Origin of the sequence: Falsihalocynthiibacter sp. CO-5D18 (genome assembly GCF_041205445.1) — a bacterium.
In the GTDB taxonomy this organism is placed as follows: Bacteria; Pseudomonadota; Alphaproteobacteria; order Rhodobacterales; family Rhodobacteraceae; genus Falsihalocynthiibacter; species Falsihalocynthiibacter arcticus.
In genome coordinates this window covers 24,687-42,378 of record NZ_JBGFCF010000022.1, presented here as the reverse complement: position 1 = coordinate 42,378, position 17,692 = coordinate 24,687, and the positions used below count along the sequence as shown (strand labels likewise).

Annotated in this window: 14 protein-coding genes; 13 read left to right on the top strand and 1 reads right to left on the bottom strand. The window is 54.4% G+C overall.

Annotated elements, in window-relative coordinates:
- Positions 1–242: 242 nt before the first annotated feature.
- The 9 genes from AB9F27_RS20295 to AB9F27_RS20255 all read left to right on the top strand — a co-directional run bounded on the left by AB9F27_RS20295 (position 243) and on the right by AB9F27_RS20255 (position 10,242).
- Positions 243–2,219: a multiheme c-type cytochrome gene (locus tag AB9F27_RS20295; protein ID WP_335586852.1), complete on the top strand. Its 1,977-nt coding sequence runs from the start codon at positions 243–245 to the stop codon at positions 2,217–2,219.
- Positions 2,220–2,377: 158 nt separating this feature from the next.
- Complete coding sequence (locus tag AB9F27_RS20290; RefSeq protein WP_369758059.1) at positions 2,378–2,770, top strand: sulfatase-like hydrolase/transferase; 393 nt, start codon at positions 2,378–2,380, stop codon at positions 2,768–2,770.
- Positions 2,771–3,052: 282 nt separating this feature from the next.
- Positions 3,053–4,036: a MoxR family ATPase gene (locus AB9F27_RS20285; protein ID WP_335586853.1), complete on the top strand. Its 984-nt coding sequence runs from the start codon at positions 3,053–3,055 to the stop codon at positions 4,034–4,036.
- Between the two features lie 9 nt (positions 4,037–4,045).
- On the top strand, positions 4,046–4,981 hold the full coding sequence (locus AB9F27_RS20280; RefSeq protein WP_335586854.1) for a DUF58 domain-containing protein: 936 nt from the start codon (positions 4,046–4,048) through the stop codon (positions 4,979–4,981).
- Positions 4,978–5,460 (top strand): DUF4381 domain-containing protein, encoded by a 483-nt coding sequence (locus AB9F27_RS20275; RefSeq protein ID WP_335586855.1) that lies wholly within the window; start codon positions 4,978–4,980, stop codon positions 5,458–5,460. Before AB9F27_RS20280 ends, AB9F27_RS20275 begins: the two co-directional genes overlap by 4 nt.
- Positions 5,460–6,446: a VWA domain-containing protein gene (locus tag AB9F27_RS20270; RefSeq protein ID WP_335586856.1), complete on the top strand. Its 987-nt coding sequence runs from the start codon at positions 5,460–5,462 to the stop codon at positions 6,444–6,446. The genes AB9F27_RS20275 and AB9F27_RS20270 overlap by 1 nt, the downstream gene beginning before the upstream one ends.
- Complete coding sequence (locus tag AB9F27_RS20265) at positions 6,439–7,944, top strand: VWA domain-containing protein (protein ID WP_369758058.1); 1,506 nt, start codon at positions 6,439–6,441, stop codon at positions 7,942–7,944. Before AB9F27_RS20270 ends, AB9F27_RS20265 begins: the two co-directional genes overlap by 8 nt.
- Complete coding sequence (locus AB9F27_RS20260) at positions 7,941–9,209, top strand: hypothetical protein (protein ID WP_335586858.1); 1,269 nt, start codon at positions 7,941–7,943, stop codon at positions 9,207–9,209. The genes AB9F27_RS20265 and AB9F27_RS20260 overlap by 4 nt, the downstream gene beginning before the upstream one ends.
- A gap of 97 nt (positions 9,210–9,306) precedes the next feature.
- The gene (locus tag AB9F27_RS20255) at positions 9,307–10,242 is read left to right on the top strand and encodes an MYG1 family protein (RefSeq protein WP_335586859.1); all 936 of its coding nucleotides are present in this window, start codon (positions 9,307–9,309) and stop codon (positions 10,240–10,242) included.
- Position 10,243: 1 nt separating this feature from the next.
- Here the strand turns inward: AB9F27_RS20255 and AB9F27_RS20250 are convergent, their stop codons facing one another.
- On the bottom strand, positions 10,244–11,458 hold the full coding sequence (locus AB9F27_RS20250; RefSeq protein WP_335586860.1) for an MFS transporter: 1,215 nt from the start codon (positions 11,456–11,458) through the stop codon (positions 10,244–10,246).
- Between the two features lie 296 nt (positions 11,459–11,754).
- Here AB9F27_RS20250 and AB9F27_RS20245 point away from each other — a divergent pair, with 296 nt between their 5' ends.
- The 4 genes from AB9F27_RS20245 to AB9F27_RS20230 all read left to right on the top strand — a co-directional run bounded on the left by AB9F27_RS20245 (position 11,755) and on the right by AB9F27_RS20230 (position 17,673).
- Positions 11,755–13,950, top strand: coding sequence for a response regulator (locus tag AB9F27_RS20245; RefSeq protein ID WP_369758057.1), 2,196 nt, complete (start codon positions 11,755–11,757; stop codon positions 13,948–13,950).
- A gap of 206 nt (positions 13,951–14,156) precedes the next feature.
- On the top strand, positions 14,157–16,031 hold the full coding sequence (locus AB9F27_RS20240) for a heavy metal translocating P-type ATPase (protein WP_335586451.1): 1,875 nt from the start codon (positions 14,157–14,159) through the stop codon (positions 16,029–16,031).
- 20 nt (positions 16,032–16,051) lie between these two features.
- Positions 16,052–16,750, top strand: a complete 699-nt coding sequence (locus AB9F27_RS20235; protein ID WP_369756780.1) for a VIT family protein — start codon at positions 16,052–16,054, stop codon at positions 16,748–16,750.
- Between the two features lie 167 nt (positions 16,751–16,917).
- Positions 16,918–17,673 (top strand): hypothetical protein, encoded by a 756-nt coding sequence (locus AB9F27_RS20230; RefSeq protein ID WP_335586449.1) that lies wholly within the window; start codon positions 16,918–16,920, stop codon positions 17,671–17,673.
- The last annotated feature ends 19 nt before the right edge of the window (positions 17,674–17,692 follow it).

Here is a 17,692-nt window from a genome sequence, read left to right as displayed (position 1 = left end):
GGTGCAAAAAATCACGGACCAACACCCGAATTTTAGACAACCACGGCAAGAAATCCAACCAAAACACTCCAAATCAACAGTTATCCACAGACTCAAGGTGTGGCTTCGCGGAATTGTCACGAATCCGAAAGGCCTGTCGACATACCCAAACCTGACCGCGCGATTATCCCTTGCCAATCCCAAGGCAAAAAGCGACCTTTCCCGCAAATCATTATACGGCCAGATATTTTCGGGAGAACTCCGTGCATCACTTCCCTCTAAGGGCACCCCTTACCAACCTCTTATTCCGAGCGGCTCTTATAGGAGCGGTTCTTGCTTTCAGCGCACACTCTATACGCGCGCAAACTATTCCCGAATTTGTTGGCACCCAAACTTGTGCCACCTGTCATGAATCCGCCGCCGAGGAATGGGAGGGATCGCACCATGCTTTGGCGTGGACCGAGCCCAATGCCCAAACCATTCTGGGGGACTTCTCGGATGTGACCTTTACACACCAAGGCGTTGCCACGCGTTTCTACCGCAATGACGACATCTATATGATCGACACCGAAGGCCCTGACGGGAAGATGACAACCTATCCCGTTACAGGTGTCGTCGGCATCACACCGTTGCAGCAGTATTTGATTGAGACCAAGCCAGGAACCCTACAGTCGTTTGACATTGCATGGGATGTAGTGGGGCAAACATGGTTCCACTTATATCCGACACAGGATTTACCAGCGGGTGACGGATACCATTGGAGCGGTCCCTATAAGAACTGGAACGCACGGTGTGCAGAATGCCACGCAACCGGTTTTGAAAAAAACTATTCCGCCGAAACCAAAACCTATGCCAGCACGCAGGCAGAAATTGGGGTTGGCTGCGAGAGTTGTCACGGACCAGGCGAAGCGCATGTTAAATGGGCAGAGCCGGATTCGGATTTCGACATGGCGGACTGGAACAAAATCGATGCGACGGGCTTTACTATCGACCTCTCCGAAGGGGGCGAGATTGAAGTGCAACAATGCGCGACCTGTCATTCCCGTCGCGAGCCGTTTGGCGATGGCAACCCCCTGCCCGGCACCGGATTTCATGACGCTTATCGGCTGAGTCCGTTGCGCGAGACGCTCTATCATGCCGACGGGCAGATTTTGGACGAGGTCTATGTCTATGGCTCCTTCCTCCAATCCAAGATGAACGCCAAGGGTGTGACCTGTACGAATTGCCACAATCCACATACCGCGGAATTGAAAGCGGAGGGCAACGCCGTTTGCACACAATGTCACTCCGAGGCGGGCAATCCTGATTTCGTGTCCCTCCCTCTCAAAACATATGACGATCCATCCCATACCTTTCACCCCGACGGCAGCGATGGCGCGCAGTGTAAAAACTGTCATATGATTGAGCGCACCTACATGGGTGTCGACGGACGCCGCGATCACTCGTTCCGTATTCCCCGCCCCGACCTTACCTATGGCATCGAAACGCCGAATGCGTGCAACGATTGTCACGACGACAAATCCGCCAAATGGGCCGCCGAAACGCTTGAGGCATGGTTCCCAGACAGTACACACCGCACACGCCACTATGGGCAAACCTTCGCTTCGGCCCGCCTCAATCCGACGGGCAATGTTTTAAATCTGATCGAGATTGCCGAGTATCAATCGCTCCCCGCCATCGTGCGGGCCTCGGCACTAGAGATTTTGGCGAGCATATCAGACCCAGAAATCGCAAGCCGCCTCGAACCCCTACTAGAAGACAGTGACCCGCTCGTACGCGAAGGCGCCATTTCAGTTCAAAGGGGTGCGCCCGAAACCGAACGCTCGGTACGCCTTGTAGGGATGCTTGCTGATCCCGTAAAATCGGTCCGCATCGCTGCCGCACGCAACTTCTTGGGGATGCGGATTGCGCGGATGCCCGACCGAATGACTGACGATCTGAACAATGCAATGGGCGAATGGGAAGACTCCCTCGCCGTAAAATCCGACTTCCCTGAAGCTCAATTGGTGTTGGGGGGCATTGGCCTCACGACCCGCAATATGGATGCTGCTTTGGCCGCATTCGAGGAGGCCGTTGTGCTTGATCCGCAACAAACACAGGCTTGGGGGATGGTTATTCGCATCCATGCCGCCCTTGAGGATTACCCCGCAGCCCTTGAGGCTGCAAATCGGGCTGTTGAAAACGTCCCGAACGACACATTTCTTCGCCAGCTACAATCAGACCTCAGCGACAGGGAGTAGGGAGGGATATTTCCTTCAAAACATTCTAGCGAAATGTGTCCAAAAAAGTGTAGTGTTTGACTGCGACCTTAACACATCCGCGGATTCATTTTAGCTATGTGTTTGAGGAAAAAAGAGAATTTCAAGTTATCATCCACCTTACTTATAGGGAGAATGAGATGTATAAACCTATAGGCCCCTTTATTTTTGGGCGAATGGTCGGCGCAAGTGCAACTCTTGCCCTTTCAGTGAGAGCCGTTATTGCCGCAAACAACACAATCGTTCAATATTCTACAGATAACGGCGTTCACATGAACACGTGGCTAGATGCCAGCATGACGCCTTTCTTGGGCGAAAAGAACACCAACTGGGAAGGTGGCTGGCGCGTTCCTCCGATAGTTCGCTGGCCCTGTAAGATCGAAGCAGGTTCAGTTCGCAACGAAATTATGCACCACATGAATTGGTTACCAACGTTCCTTGCAGCGGCTGGAAGATCGTTTCCCTTGAGCAAAAAGCATACACGGCCCTTCGCGCACGGATCGAACCTTGGACAGAGTTGTGTATTCCTTTGATATTCAATCTGCCTCGCGACCCATATGAGCGCTCTTATCGTACATCCAATACCTACTATGATTGGTTGGAACATTTTTTGCGACCGTCAAAGGTTTCCCGCCACGTCAGAAAGCGGCGTCGTTCTCTCTTGGGCGCGTAATGGACCGACTTACCGAAATTTCAGGTAGCAACTAAACCTGAAAACTGTTCCAGTCTAATGGGGACCTCTTGTGGCGCCACTGATATCAAATCTCACGCGCCGCAAATTTGAATAGAACTTTTTTCACTTAGGACATTCCGCGATGAACACCTTTGAGCAGATTGAAGACCTCAGGACCCGTATGGGCAATTCCATTATTGGTCAAAAGGCTGTCGTAGAACGCCTGATTATTGGCCTGCTGGCAGATGGGAACTTACTGATCGAAGGCCTCCCAGGACTGGCCAAGACGCGCGCGGTAAAAGCGATGGCGAATAACCTTGAGGCCGAGTTTGGCCGCATCCAGTTCACACCTGACCTACTGCCTTCAGACGTCACGGGCACCGAAGTCTATCACCAAACCAAAGACGGCGCGGAATTCCGATTTGAACAGGGTCCGATTTTCGCCAACATCGTTCTCGCTGACGAGATCAACCGCGCCCCCGCCAAGGTGCAAGCCGCTCTCCTCGAAGCGATGGAAGAACGCCAAGTAACGGTCGCGGGTACCACCCATAAAATGCCCCCGCTGTTTATTGTTATGGCGACGCAGAATCCGATTGAGCAAGACGGAACCTACCCCCTCCCCGAGGCGCAAATGGATCGCTTTATGATGCATGTGCGCGTCGATTATCCGCCCGTTGAGGACGAAGTCGAAGTGATCCGCCTTGTGCGCCGCGAAGAGCAAGCCAAAAACCAGCCCAAGGGCGGAGCAAAAGCTGCCCCCGCGAGCATCCCGCAATCCGCCATTTTCGACGCTCGCAGCGAGATAGCACAAATCCACGTTTCCGATGCAATGGAACGCTATATGGCGGACCTAGTTTACGCGACCCGAACACCCGCCGCGTTGAGCGAAGATTTGGCGCGCTGGATCGAAATCGGCGCAAGCCCTCGCGCCTCGCTCGCCCTCGATAAATGTGGCCGCGCCCATGCGTGGCTTTCTCAACGTGATTATGTCGACCCTGCCGATGTGCGAGCCGTCGCCCATGACGTGCTGCGCCACCGTATAGCATTGAGTTATGAAGCGCAGGGCGAGGGGATCACCCCCGACATGGTGATTGATACGATAATCTCGCTCGTGGCATTACCGTAAGGGGTTGTAATGACAGAGCAACTTGATCCTCGGATACATGTTGATGCCGCTCATCTACGGGCGCTTGCGACCCGTGCGCGCGGGATTTCCTTTCTTCCCGCGCAACCTTCGAAAAGTATTCTCAACGGTCAACATGCGTCTAAACTCAAAGGGCGCGGCCTCAACTTTGAAGAATTGCGCCACTATTCCGTTGGCGACGATGTGCGCACAATTGACTGGAAAGTCACCGCCCGCACCGGCGAACCCTATGTGCGGGTCTATACAGAAGAGCGCGACCATTCGGTTTTGCTGATCGTTGATCAACGCATGTCGATGTTTTTCGGCAGCAAACACAACATGAAATCCGTCACCGCCGCCGAGGCCGCCGCCCTCGCCGCGCAAGCCATCCATGCCAAGGCCGACCGTGTTGGCGGTATTGTCTTCAACGACACCGAAATGACCGAACTCCGCCCAAAGGCGAACGCCAAAGCCCTCAGCCAGTTTATCGCCACGCTCGCAAAGGCGAATTGCGCCCTCCACGCTAAGGGGCCCTCGATTGACACGATGTCGCTGAATGAGCCCCTCAAAGCGGCCTGCCGTCTAGCCAAAACCAACGGGCAGGTTCTGATTTTTAGTGATTTTGACGGAATGAACGAACAGACATTTAAACTGCTGCGCACCCTTTCCCAGAAAAACGATGTGATCCTTTTCTCAATTTCTGATCCGTTTTCAAAAGCGCTCCCCGAAGGTATCGAAATCGTTGTATCAGATGGCGAAATTCAAGGCCTGCTTAAAACCAACGAAGCACAAACCCGAAAGAAACTGCTGGAGTTCACCACGGGACGTTTGGCAGAATTGATGACCTTCGCACATAAATTTGGCCTGCCAGTCTTGCCCTTAACTTGCTCCCAAGACACCCTGCCGCAGCTCCTTAAGTTGTTGGGGAAAAGGCAGGGTCCCAAATGAGCGATGACCTTTCCACGCTGAGCCTGTCCGAGCTTTACGGCGAACTCATTCCGCCTGCTGCTCCCGCGGATATCTCTATGTTTCCCCAAACGGTCGGTTGGATTTGGTTAGGACTTGCGATTTTGGCGACCCTTGGGTTTCTACTCAATCACTGGCTCAAATACCGACGCGAAAATGCCTATCGGCGCGCGGCAATCGGCGCTCTCAAACGCGCGGGTGACGATCCCGTTGCCCTTGCAAATGTCCTGCGCAAAACGGCACTGGCGGCCTTCCCAAGGCAAGATGTGGCAGGCTTAATCGGTGACAGCTGGCTCGCATTTCTCGATAGCACCGCAGGAAAACCACTTTTCACCGACACCGCTGCAGGTACCGCATTGATCCACGCGCCCTATCAATCCGCGCACATGCCCAGCGACCTGCCCGCACGCGCCAAAGAATGGGTGACCTCCCATAAAGTACAAAAAAGAGGAGGGGCATAATGCTATCTTTCGCCCTGCCCCTTGCGTTTCTCCTGCTCCCAATCCCTCTGCTGGTTTGGAAATTCGCGCCACCCTATCAGGAACGCTCCTCCGCCTTACGCGTGCCATTCTTTCGCTCGATGGCACAAGCCGTCGATATGCCCCATTCCAGCGGTGCCATTGTCCGCAGCCATACAAAACTGCAGTTTATAGCCAGTGCGCTCGTTTGGGTTTTGATGGTGATCGGCCTTGCCCAGCCCGAAAAACTCGGGGATCCCATCACGATTGAAACCTCCGCGCGCGACGTCGTTCTTGCCGTCGATATTTCGGGGTCGATGGATGAACGCGACCTCATTGGCTCTGACGGAAAACCGCTGCAACGTCTGGATGCCGTAAAGCAAGTTGTGGGGGATTTCATTGCTGAACGGGAAGGTGACCGTATTGCGCTCATCGTTTTTGGCAGCGACGCCTATTTACAAGTGCCCTTCACCGAAGACCTCGAAACGGCGGCGGAAATTTTAAACCAAACACAGGTCGGCATGGCGGGGCCACATACGGCCATCGGCGATGCAATTGGCCTCGCTCTGAACACGTTTCAGGGCAGCGATGTTGACCAAAAACTCGTCATTCTCCTCAGCGACGGCGCCGACACAAACAGCCGTATGAGCCCAATCAACGCCGCCGATATTGCTGCACGTCAGGGCGTTTCGATTTACACAATCGGCATCGGCAAAGAAGACGGCGAAGGCGAAGCGCGAGTGGATACCGAGGCTCTCATCCAAATCGCAGATCGCGCGAATGGCCAGTTTTATTTTGCCGACGACTCCGAGGGGTTGCGCGAAATATACGACACCATTGATGCGTTGAATCCGCGTGTCATCGACAGTGCAGAGTTCCAACCGCGCGAACCGCTTTCACATATCCCTTTCGGGGTTGCTCTCTGCCTTACCCTTTCTGCCCTCCTTTGGTTGGTGTTCACAGCGAAACGAAAGCAGAAAAATGCTTGAGGTCTTTCACTTTCTCCGCCCCGAATGGCTCGTATTGCTGCCCGTCATCGTCGGCTTGTGGTGGATCATTAGCCCCAAGAAAAAGTCCGATCAAGCCCTCACCGAGGGGCTCGCGCCGCATTTGGCCCAAGCCCTGTTGATCGGCGCCAACGAAGACCGCCGTTTTTATCCGATCGACACACTGGCCCTCGCGCTTGCCTTGCTCACCCTTGCGGTCGCGGGCCCAACTTGGAGCCGCATGCCAAACCCTCTTTTGGCGCAGACCGCCCCGCTTGTCGTCGCGCTTCAGGTGACACCGTCTATGGAAGAAACCGATGTACAACCTTCGCGCCTCCAACGTGCAAGTTTCAAAATCATCGACTTGGTAAAACAACGTTCGGGGGCGCAAACTGCCCTGATTGCCTACGCGGGTTCCGCCCATCGCGTGGCGCCCCTCACCCAAGATCCGAGTATCATAAGCTCCTACCTGCAAGGCCTTTCGGCAGCCACCATGCCAAAGGAAGGCGACCGAGCGGATGCGGCTCTAACGCTGGCATTAACGGAACTTTCCCGTGCAGAAACGCCTGGCGCGATCCTTTTTGTGTTGGACGATTTTAACCCTGCAAATCTGACCGCATTCACCGAAAACGCCGACGAACGCTCGCCCGTTGTTTTCCTTATCGCGGGCCCCGAAACACTCAAAGTCCCCCAAATAGAGTCTATTCCCAATAGCGACGTCGTCCACATGACCGTCGACGATTCCGATATTAAGCAAATTGAGCGCACTGTACTTTCGGCCTATCGCAAAGCCCTTCTCGAAGACGAAACCCAAGCGTGGAATGATCGCGGATGGTTTCTGGCGTGGCCTGTTGCTCTCTTGATTTTACTTACGTTTCGGCGGGGTTGGACGATGCAATGGGCGGTAGTCTTGCTGCTCATGCTGCCTTTCCCGCGCAGCGCACAGGCCAGTGGGCTTAAGGACTGGTTTTTCACTCCGGACCAGCAGGGGCAAATGGCCTATGCGAACAAAGATTTCACCGAGGCTGCAACCCATTTCCAAGACCTTGAATGGCGGGCCTATACGCTCTTTATTAGTGGGCAATATGAGGAAGCAACAGAAGCCTATTCCCGAATTGAAACGTCCGACGGCGCTTTGGGCGAGGGGATGGCGCTGCTGCGAAATCGAAAATATCGCGACGGTGTGCGGGCTTTTAAAAAGGCGCTCGAACGCGACCCTACCAATGAAGCGGCGCAACACAATTTGATCGTCGCCCAAGCCATCGCGGCTTATGTGGAAAGCACGCAATCACAATCAGATACAGGCGAAGAGGCGGGCATTGGGGCAGATGACACGGTTTTTGACAACGAAAGCGGCTTGGGTGCGGAAACCCAAATCGAGCGCGGCGAGGAGACCGCAGCTACATTGACGGATGAGCAATGGATGCGCAGCGTTGACACGGATGTGAGCGATTTTCTACGTACGAGATTTATGCTTGAAACGTCAGAGGGGAACCCATGATGCGCACGCTCCTTGCTGGTTTTCTCGCGCTCCTTTTCTTGGCATTTCAAAGCGCGGCTTTCGCACAGACCCCGACAATCACCACGGAATTTTCAGAAGAGGCCGTTACTGTCGGCCAACCCTTCGTGCTGCGCGTTACGGTTCTTGTGCCAACACACATGCCGAAACCACCAATATTTCCGAGCTTTGAGACCGAAAATATGATTGTTCGCCTGCCCGAGCGATCCACTACTCCGACCAGCAAGGTCATCAGTGGAACGACGTGGTCGGGCATCACGCGGTCCTATCGGATGTACCCAATGGTCGCCGGGCAAACGCAAATTCCCGCCCAAAGTGTCACCCTTTTTTATATGTCCCCTGAAACCAATCAAGAAATCACCTTCACGGGAAGAATACCGGAACTGACAATAAACGCCACGCTGCCCAAAGGCGCTGAAGGCCTCAACCCGCCGCTCCTTGCGCAGGGCCTCTCTGCCACTCAAACCCTCATTCCGCAAGAAGGCCCCATCGCGGAGGGCGACTCGATTGAGCGCAAAATCATTGTCAAAATTGATGGCACTTCCCCCCTCTTCATACCGCCCTTCTTGGGGTCCGAAGATATTGATGGGGTCGCTATTTACCCGCAAGACCCCAAGGTGACCGAGACTTCCAACCGCGGCGTCATGTCCGGGACGCGAGAGGAACGCGTGGTTTACATTGCGCAAACTGCGGGCACGGCCGTTCTTCCGGACCTGTCGCTTGAGTGGTTTAATCTCAAAACCAACTCCATCGAAACGGTCGACCTTCCGGGCCTGTCAGTGGCCATAACCCAACCCAATATTGTCGAACGATCATTGGACAAAAACTTGATCGGAACGCTTATTGTTGCCCCGCTTCTCGCTTTGCTTCTCTGGTTGCTTTGGGCCCGATTTGCCCGCGCTCGCTTTCAGAGGATCAGGCATCGTTTACGGGCGAATTATAACAACTCGCCCCACGCAGCCTTTCGGAGCGCGCGGAAGGCTGCTCAAGCATACGATCTCACGCGCCTACTTTCCCTAGTGGACAACCTCGAACAGAGTGATGCCTTAGAGGCCGCCTTGCACAACTTAACCCACGCACGTTACGGGACCACAGCCGCGCCCGAATCTGAGATTGATCGCCACTGGACCGAGATTGCGCACCACTTGAAAAAGGCGCAACCGCGCGTTTCAATTGGGGCCGCTTTGGGACTAAAACGCCAGCCCCACCGCGCGTTTGGGCACGATCTCGGCAACCAAGGTTCCTAAGTTTTCTTTCACGGCCCCTGTTGATTTCCTGCCCGTATGTGGCTTATCTACGGCGCTCAAAGCGCCCTCTTCTCTAAACTTGCAAAGTGATTTCCAAATGACCCCAACTTACCTTGTCACCCATTCCGGTGGTTTCCATGCGGATGAATTGCTCTCAAGTGTGATTTTGACGCGGATCTTCCCCGAAGCCAAAATTGTACGCAGCCGCGCGCCCGAATGGATTACCCCAAGCGAAGACAAAATCATTTACGATGTGGGCGGCTCCTATGATGCTGAACTTCGGATTTTCGACCACCACCAGCGCGATGCCCCCTTGCGGGACGACGAACAACCCTACAGCTCTTTTGGCCTGATTTGGAAACATTACGGGCGCGACTATTTGGTGGCTTCGGGCGTGCCTGAAGCGGATTTGGATTTGGTTTTTGCCTCGTTTGACAAGGGCTTTGTTTTGCCAATCGATTTGGTGGACAACGGAGCGCTTAGCCCTTCCATCGCGGGGCCGCTCGCGGGACTTACGCTCTCGGCCTTGCTCGAAACGCTCAAGCCAGTGTTTGATGTGACGGGTCAAGAGGCCGAAACCGAAGCCTTCCACACGGCGCTTAATGTGGCCCGGGTTTTTGTCGAGGCTCGGATCGCTAGAAGTGCCGCCAAACTGCGCGCAGAGACTGTTGTTCATACCGCCATCGTCGCTGCGGGCGAGAGCAAGATTCTGGAATTGCCCATGGGCATGCCTTACCGCTCCGCTGTGAAAAAGGCGGGGGCTGATCACCTTTTGTATGTTGTGAACCCTCGCGGCAAAGATTGGTCGCTGATGGGTATCCGCCTCAACGACGAGGGGTTTGAATTGCGGGCCGATTTGCCCGCGTCTTGGGCGGGCCTCACCAATGCGGACCTTGAGGCCGCCTCCGGTGTTGCCGGCGCAACTTTTTGCCACAACGGCCGTTTCATCGCCGCCGCACAAACGCGCGAAGCAATGCTTGCGATGGCGGAAATCGCCGTGAAAGAAGCGCAACTGGCTCCAACGGAAGCCTAAGTTACGCAGCCACCACCCGTGCACGACTGCGCACTGTGATCCAAAGAGCGGCAACAATCGCAAGGTTGATGCCGCCCGCGATGGCCGCATTCGCATAGGTCCAATGGTAGCTGCCCGTCAGGTCGAAAAAGTATCCGCCCTGCCAACCGCCAAGCCCGTGCCCCGCATAAGCGAACGCCATAATGATCCCAAGGGAAGACGCGCGGCGGGCGGGTGCCGTATGATTGCGGGTGGTGACAATGATGGTTGTCATTACGCCCGCATAGCCAAATCCGTAAATCATCGCGTAGAGATAAAACACATCCAAACGGTCGATAAACACAAATCCAAGCACCAGCACGGTCTGCCATGCAGACGCGAGAAAGTAGGAGGGGATCGCACCGATAAGGTCGGTCAGTTTGCCAAACGCTAGGCGGCCAAGTATCGCGACCATCAGCATAACAAACAGAACGCTACCCGCTTGAGGGGCTTCAAATCCGCGCCCTTGGATAAGCGGAACAAGGTGCATCAGGGGGACGGCCATACAAGTGCAACAGAAAATCACCGCCAAGGAAATCCACGCGGTAATCACACTATTCGGCAAGCCGGACGGAGTCTCGTCAGAGAGTTTGGCACTATGCGCAATCACGGGTGGGTCGCGCAGGAACATGCCAAGCGGCAACAAAACGGCCAAGGTAATCAACCCTTGTGCCATCATTGCCCCGCGCCAGCCCAGCGCCTCAATCAGAAATGCTCCCGAGAACGGTACGCCGCCTTGCCCGAGCGCTTGCCCCGCCGACGCCAACCCAATTGCCAATCCCGCGCCGACCACAAACCAATTCCCGACAAGTGCCATAAGCGGTGCGGAAATTGCCCCGCCGCCCAGCGCCCCCGCCAAGAAAAAGAGCAAATAGAATTGCCAAAGTGCCGTGGCACCCGAGGCAACGGTAATCGCAACCCCCGTCGCGACAATGCCAAAGAGCACAACCTTGCGGATGCCATAACGTTCGGCAGCATAGCCCATAAGGATCGAGCCAACACCAAGCCCCAAAAGCCCACACGTGTTGATCAAAGCGATGTCGCCACGGCTCCAGCCTTCGGTCGCGCCGATGGGCACGAAATACACAGACAACCCATTCACAAGCTGGCCCATCGTCACCGCAAGGATCACCATCGACACACCCAAAATGACCCACCGATAAAGAGGGCTTTGATCAAATTTTGTTGGATTTTCCATGCGTGTGCCTCCCTGAAGCGAAGCCTATCATCGCAGAGGCGCCTAGTAGGTACAATTGCCGAATACCGACATTCGTCTTGCAAGGGTCCTCAGCGATTAGAAAGTCAAAAATCACCGCATTTTTGAAAATTGACGTTAATAAATCAATTCAAAGGGGTTTCTTGGCATAAGTGTCGACCAGAAAGCCGCACAATCAACTATCGGTTGAAATAGTTTCTAGAATTGTTGATTTTTGTTTGCCCCTAATCGGGATAATAGCGTCTCCTTGAAAAAAACCGTGAAAAGGAAGTATTCGAATGGATCACACAGAGAATACTCCAGATCTAAACCCGTCAAAAGCTGCACAAAAGCAAGCGCGCGTTGTTGAGAAATTCGTGGGTGTAATGTTGTGGGTGACGCTCTTCGGGTTTGTGGTAATGGTTCTTCGGTTCTATCAGTACGGATGGGGCGTTGTGCCTGCAATCCAAACGTTGTTGGTAATGCTTTTTGTAACCGCATTGCTACTTCGCAAACGCTTTCCAATGCTAAACGTTTTTGCGCTTGCGATTGCCGTTCTTATTGGACTTAGCCTTCTGGGTGTCGTCCGGTTTGGCCTAGCGGCACCCACCTTGTCCTTTTTGGCGGTCCTACCGATTGTCGTGACTGTGGTTTGGGGTGTTCGCCCTGGTTTTTTAACGCTTGCGGCAGCCATGGGTGGCACTTTCGCCATATCACGTCTCTATTTAAATGGCGGCCAACTTCCCATAATTGACATAGCGACCTACCATGAAAATCCCGTCAATTGGTTCGGATTTATTTTCATTTCAGTTGTAAGTTCCCTTCTGGGAATATTGGTTGCCGGGTTTCGTCTCAACTATTGGAGGGAAACAAACGCAGAATTGGTCGCAGAAACAAAGCGTCGCATGGCGAGCGATCTTAAAAGAGGCGTGGCCGAGCAATGGTTGGAGTCTGTGGCCGAAGCAGTACCCGGCGTGATTTTTGAACTCGAACTCGATAATGAACGCAAAGGCATAATACGGCACATAAGCCCCGGATGTTTTGAGTTGTGGGGCATGCATGGACACGAAATTGAACATGACATGGATAGTTTCCGTAAAATTTTCACACCAGAACACACGCAGGAGTTTCGAGACGCCATTTTTAGTTCCGAAACTACAGGAAAGGCTTGGACTGGACGGTGGAAGGCACGCACGCCACAAGGCGAGGAAAAATGGATCCATGTAAGCGGCCGCCCCCATTTGAATAAAATGGGTCTAACAACGTGGTATTGTATTGCATTGGATGTATCGAATGAGGTGCGCGCGGAACAAGAAGCTCGCCGGCAAACAGAAATTGCGCAACAGGCGGAGCGGCAAAAAAGTATCGGGCAACTGACGGGGGGCGTTGCGCATGATTTCAACAATATCCTTGCGATCATCATGGGCAACTTGGAGATAATGCTGGAGGATTTGCAGCAGGACAATTTGCGCGAAATGATCGAAAACTGCCTTGAAGCGACGGAGCGGGGCGGCGAACTTACGCAAAGTATGCTGGCCTTTGCCCGTAAGGCGCCCCTTGATCCCACGGTACTTGATATCAACGATGTTACACGCAGCGCACGTAATTGGATTGGCCGCACGCTGCCGGAAAACATTGAGGTCGAAACCTCCTTGCTGGCGGGGCTTTGGCCAGTTGAGGCAGACAAAAGCACAACTATCAGCGCCCTGCTTAACCTCATTCTAAATGCGCGCGATGCGATGCCGGACGGTGGAAAACTAACGATTGAAACCGCGAATGTGCGGATTGATCAAGACTACATAAGCGCTAAAGATCAAGACCTTCGACCTGGCCGCTATGTGATGCTGGCGGTGAGTGATACGGGGGTCGGCATTTCGAGCGCCACATTGGAGAATATTTTCGACCCGTTCTTTACGACGAAAGGTCCAGGCGAGGGGTCTGGCATGGGATTGCCAATGGTTCAGGGATTTATCAAGCAGTCGGGTGGTTCAATTCAGGTTTATTCCGAACCCGGTGTCGGGACAACCTTCAAGCTCTATTTCCACGCATTAGGGTCGGATAGTGTCCGGCCAGAGAAGCCCAGAATTGAGATTTCTGCAGACCAAAAGGCGAAAGCACATATCCTTGTGGCGGAAGATGAAAAAGGGGTCCGCGATAATATTTGCGAATTGCTAGAACGGGAAGGCTTTCAGGTTACGGCCGCCGAAAATGGCGATGAGGCTTTTAAAATATTCGAGAACAAACCTACCTTTGACCTGCTCTTGACGGATATTGTCATGCCCGGAAACCTTCAGGGCACCACCCTCGCAAAAGCATTGCGCGGAGACTACCCCAATCTTTCCGTCGTTTTCATGACGGGTTATGCCAGCGAGGCCGCCGTCCACGGCAACGGGTTGCGCGCCGAAGATATTCGCCTAAGTAAACCCGTGCGCCGCAAAGATCTGGTGAAAGCCGTCACGGACTCCCTCAGTTTTGGCACCTCGAAACTTCAGTAACCCCATTCTCAAAACCCCTTTTGGGGTGCGGATCGTCACAGCTATGCGGCAATCTGCGCTTTGCTAAATCATCGCAGTCCACTTTAGTTTGGGAAAGCGGACTGCTTGAAGGGTTGAAAATTCGACTTTAGACTCGTTCCAAACTTGAAGCGGCTCGCGGCCTGTATCAACGGGGGAGTATGGCTTTTTTCGGGAAAGATATTCTTATGATCTCAAATCGCCTCAACGTCGTCCTTTTGGCAATCGCGCTTGTCGGCCTGCTTGCTGGTCTCGGACTTTTGGTGGCAGATTTCACCGAGCTGGCCACCTACACATGGACAGTTGGAGTGCTTCCGGTTCTTGCCGCCCTTGTCATCGAGATAGCCCGTAGTCTGCGAAAAGGCGAAGTTGGACTTGATATCGTTGCTGCGCTGTCAATGGCTGCGGCCCTTGTTTTTGGGGAGACTCTCGCCGCTGCCGTCGTGGCCTTGATGTATTCGGGTGGAACCTATCTCGAAAGTTTTGCCGAAGGACGGGCGCGGCGCGAGATGAGCAATCTGTTGTCGCGCGTGCCACGAACCGCAACACGGCATCGCAACGGCGCGTTGGACGAGGTGCCGCTGGACGATATCAAACCCAACGATTTGCTCCTGATCCGGCAGGGAGATATTGCCCCCGTCGATGGGACCTTAGAGAGCGATCGCGCGATGCTCGATCAATCCGCTTTGACGGGCGAAGCCATGCCTGTGCGTCTTGCGCGCGGCGACGATATCATGAGCGGTTCAACCAATTCCGGCGAGGCCTATGACTTGCGCGCGACTCTCCCCGCCGCACAGAGTACCTATGCTGGGATCGTTCGATTGGTCGAAGCCGCGCAGAAATCAAAAGCGCCGATGGCACGATTGGCAGACCGCTATTCGCTGCTTTTTCTGGTGGTGACTGTCGTGGTGGCAACTGCAGCATGGTGGTTCACCGGCGATCCAATCCGTGCCGTGGCCGTGCTGGTTGTGGCGACGCCTTGCCCTTTAATTTTGGCAGTACCTGTTGCCTTAGTGGCGGGATTGTCGCGCGCCGCTCATTACGGCGCCCTGATCAAGGGTGCCAAACCACTGGAAGCTTTGGCGGGCATTCAAACGCTGATCCTCGACAAAACAGGCACGCTCACTGATGGCCGCCCACAGATTGTGTCGATCCAAAGCCATGGCGCTTTCTCGGAAGACGAAATTCTCTATTTTGCGGCGGCTTTGGATCAAGGGTCCAAACACCCCATCGCGCAGGCAATCGTCGCCGCAGCGCAGGCGCGCGATATTGTTTTGCCGATCCCGCGGGATATCGTCGAGACACCCGGCGATGGTGTTCGCGGTACGGTTGACGGGCGGCGCGTTCTTGTTGGCGGGTTAAACTTTGTGATGGAGCAAGTGGGAGCATCAAGTTCTAGCGCGGCCACTCAAGAACCGGGCGCTATCCTTGTGGCCCTTGCTGTGGACGGACAATTGGCGGGTCATTTGGTGATGGCCGATGCTTTGAGATCGGGCACTTCCGAGCTTTTGACAGGGCTTCGTCGGACGGGCATCAAACGTATCCTGCTCGCAACGGGCGACCGGCGCGCCGTTGCTGAAGCAGTAACCGAGGGGTTGGGCTTTGACGCGGTTTGCTCCGATTTGACGCCCGATCAAAAGGTTCGTCTGGTTTTGTCAGAGCGCGAAAACGGACCGGTGATGATGGTTGGTGACGGCGTGAACGACGCGCCAGCTCTTGCGGCGGCGAACATTGGCGTGGCGATGGGGGTGCGCGGAACGGCGGCCTCCGCCGAGGCGGCAGACATGGTGCTTCTTGTTGACCGCCTGAGTCCCCTGCTTTCAGGAATCGAGGTGGCGCAGGGCGCGCGGCGGATTGCATTGGAAAGTGTGATTGCGGGGATTGGCCTTTCCTTTGCGGGGATGATCGCCGCGGCCTTTGGATACCTTTCGCCTGTGCAGGGCGCGTTGTTTCAGGAAGTAATTGACGTCGCGGTTATTCTGAACGCACTTCGTGCCTTGAGGATCAAACCACGAGAAACTACCTTGGCCGCAATTCAAGACGTTACGCGCCCCAAATCGTAAGAGCAAAAAGGCCAACCCAAATGAGCATTTCAAGACACGACGAAGAACATTTTGTGCATCGCATTGGCTGGCTCCGTGCCGCCGTCATGGGGGCGAATGACGGCCTTGTTTCAACGGCCAGCCTGATTATCGGGGTTGCAACGGCGGGGTCTGGCCACCCCGAAATTCTGATCGCGGGCTTCGCGGGCCTCGTCGCGGGTGCGATGTCTATGGCGGCGGGCGAGTATGTGTCTGTCAGTTCGCAATCAGATGCAGAGCAGGCTGACATCGCGCGGGAAGCCAAAGAGTTGGTGGAAGCACCCGAAGCCGAACTTGAAGAATTGGCCCGTATCTATGTCGAGCGTGGTTTGGATGAAGATTTGGCGCGCCAAGTTGCCATCCAACTCACCGAAAAAGACGCCCTTGGCGCGCATGTTCGGGACGAACTCGGTATTTCCGATATGGTTGCTGCGCGTCCTCTTCAAGCTGCAGTTGTGTCAGCGGTGACGTTCGCCATCGGTGCGGGTGCTCCCTTGATTGTCGCCGCATTAGTGCCAGTGTCTCAGGTGCCAATCGCTGTTGGACTTGCAACGCTTGTCGCTCTTGCGACGCTGGGTGGACTTGGCGCGTCCGTCGGAGGGGCTGGGATCGTGAAAGGCGCCTTGCGTGTGATCTTCTGGGGCACACTCGCCATGGTCGCAACTGCTGCTGCTGGATTGATTTTCGGCGTCGCTTTGTAGCGGTTCAGCTATCAATACACCCCACAAAATTTGGGCAGTACCACCCTTGGTGCTGCCCGATTACGTACTCAGGCCAAAAATTGCCCCCCTGTTAAGGCGGTGTCAGGCTCCCTATATAGATCCGACGAACACATCATTCCCATATCTATGTGCGAAAGGACAAGCTTGTGACCAAATTTGAGTTTCCCCGATTTCCAACGCGGCATGGCTATATGTCCGAAAAAATCCAAAGGGATTACATCACCTCCGCGATCACCAAAAAGGTGCTTCCGCCCGACGCACACAGACTTCCCCAGATCGTCTCGCTTACGGCAGCAAATGATGTCTCAAAGCCGGTTCAATTCTGGCAGTTGTATTCCGTGTTGGGGCAGGATCGGATCGTCAATATCGTTGCTGATTTTTACGAGCGTGTCTTTGCGGACGAAGCATGGTTTACCTCGGTTTTTGCCCGCGTTGGCGGCATTGACCACCACATAAATACTCAAGCGGCGATGTGGATTGATGTGATGGGCGGCGGCCCCTTCTATCACGGTGCGGAATTCCGGCTGAACTTTCATCACACGCATAATGCGATTCAACTAATGAATGACAAAGGGGCTGAGCGCTGGTCAAAACTGATGCTGGAGTCCCTCGACGCCTCGGCAAAACACATGACCGATGACCCAAGAGTTCGGCCAAGTATCAACACGTTCCTCACCCATTTTATGGGCAAATATGCACAGGAGTTTGCCTTTGAAAACCGCAGCGTATTTGGCGAGACAAACCCTCCGGTCAAGCGCAAGATCAATTTCCTGAAAATGACCACCGAGGCGATTAAGGAATTGAGCGAGACTGAACTTGTCGAAGCACTGGAGGAGCGTGGCGTCGATGTCTCAAAGTATCTTGGCAAAGACGATCTCGTGAACAAGGCGCTAATGCTTTAATCAACGCATATTTGGTTAC

Bases quoted from the DNA above. Each gene is read 5' to 3' on its own strand.
- AB9F27_RS20235 (WP_369756780.1), top strand. From the start codon at position 16,052: ATGAGCATTTCAAGACACGACGAAGAACATTTTGTGCATCGCATTGGC.
- AB9F27_RS20255 (WP_335586859.1), top strand. From the start codon at position 9,307: ATGACCCCAACTTACCTTGTCACCCATTCCGGTGGTTTCCATGCGGAT.
- AB9F27_RS20280 (WP_335586854.1), top strand. From the start codon at position 4,046: ATGACAGAGCAACTTGATCCTCGGATACATGTTGATGCCGCTCATCTA.
- AB9F27_RS20250 (WP_335586860.1), bottom strand. From the start codon at position 11,458: ATGGAAAATCCAACAAAATTTGATCAAAGCCCTCTTTATCGGTGGGTC.
- AB9F27_RS20285 (WP_335586853.1), top strand. From the start codon at position 3,053: ATGAACACCTTTGAGCAGATTGAAGACCTCAGGACCCGTATGGGCAAT.
- AB9F27_RS20260 (WP_335586858.1), top strand. From the start codon at position 7,941: ATGATGCGCACGCTCCTTGCTGGTTTTCTCGCGCTCCTTTTCTTGGCA.
- AB9F27_RS20245 (WP_369758057.1), top strand. From the start codon at position 11,755: ATGGATCACACAGAGAATACTCCAGATCTAAACCCGTCAAAAGCTGCA.
- AB9F27_RS20240 (WP_335586451.1), top strand. From the start codon at position 14,157: ATGATCTCAAATCGCCTCAACGTCGTCCTTTTGGCAATCGCGCTTGTC.
- AB9F27_RS20290 (WP_369758059.1), top strand. From the start codon at position 2,378: ATGTATAAACCTATAGGCCCCTTTATTTTTGGGCGAATGGTCGGCGCA.
- AB9F27_RS20275 (WP_335586855.1), top strand. From the start codon at position 4,978: ATGAGCGATGACCTTTCCACGCTGAGCCTGTCCGAGCTTTACGGCGAA.
- AB9F27_RS20265 (WP_369758058.1), top strand. From the start codon at position 6,439: ATGCTTGAGGTCTTTCACTTTCTCCGCCCCGAATGGCTCGTATTGCTG.
- AB9F27_RS20270 (WP_335586856.1), top strand. From the start codon at position 5,460: ATGCTATCTTTCGCCCTGCCCCTTGCGTTTCTCCTGCTCCCAATCCCT.